The organism is Streptococcus sp. HMSC071D03 (assembly GCF_001812125.1).
Taxonomy (GTDB): Bacteria; Bacillota; Bacilli; order Lactobacillales; family Streptococcaceae; genus Streptococcus; species Streptococcus pseudopneumoniae_N.
Window position 1 is genome coordinate 1 of the sequence record NZ_KV807733.1, and the last position, 974, is coordinate 974.

Annotated in this window: 1 pseudogene; it reads left to right on the plus strand. The window is 37.4% G+C overall.

The window, feature by feature from the left end:
• Positions 1-934 (plus strand): annotated as a pseudogene (locus tag HMPREF2837_RS11415) (ISL3 family transposase); the annotation flags it as partial.
• Positions 935-974: the final 40 nt, after the last annotated feature.

Here is a 974-nt window from a genome sequence, read left to right on the forward strand (position 1 = left end):
CTTTTGTCTTGTTCTTGTTTCAATTGACTATATCATCAACCAAAAGATTGCTCAAAAGCTGATTGAAAAAACTTCTATGACCGATATTGCTCATCAGCTGGCCATTTCAACTTCAACCGTTATTCGTAAGCTCAATGACTTCCGTTTTAAGCATGATCGCCTTCCTGAGATTATGTCTTGGGACGTTGAAACAGTCAGGGGAGTGACTGTTGCAATTGGGATATGAAGATGAGTTTCATTTCTCAAGATTTTGACAATCTCAATATCATCACAGTTCTGGAAGGTAGAACACAATCTATCATCCGAAATCATTTTCTTAAATATGAGAGTTCTGTCCGAAGTCGCGTCAAAATCATTACTATGGATATGTTTAGCCCTTATTATGCCTTGGCTAAACAGCTTTTTCCATGTGCTAAAATCGTTCTAGATCGCTTTCACATTGTACAACATCTAAGCCGTGCTATGAGTCGTGTGCGTGTCCAAATTATGAATCAATCAGGATAGTCGTAAACTCAGTGATAAGCGTTTTTATCGCCCTACTTTTCGCATGCACTTAACCAATAAAGAGATTCTAGACAAGATTTTGAGCTATTCAGAAGGCTTGAAATGCCACCATAATCTCTATCAGCTCTTGATTTTTCACTTTCAGAATAAGGAGGCAGAGAAATTTTTCGGACTCATTGAAGACAATCTAAAGCAGGTTCATCCTCTTTTTCAGACTGTCTTTAAAACCTTCCTCAAAGATAAAGAGAAAATCGTCAACGCTCTTCAATTCCCCTATTCAAACGCCAAACTGGAAGCAACCAATAATCTTATCAAACTTATCAAGCGCAATGCCTTTGGTTTTCGGAACTTTGAAAACTTCAAAAAACGCATTTTTATCGCTCTGAACATCAAAAAAGAAAGGACGAAATTTGTCCTTTCTCGAGATTAGCTTTTCTTCAACCCACTACAGTTGACAAACATACTAAGAT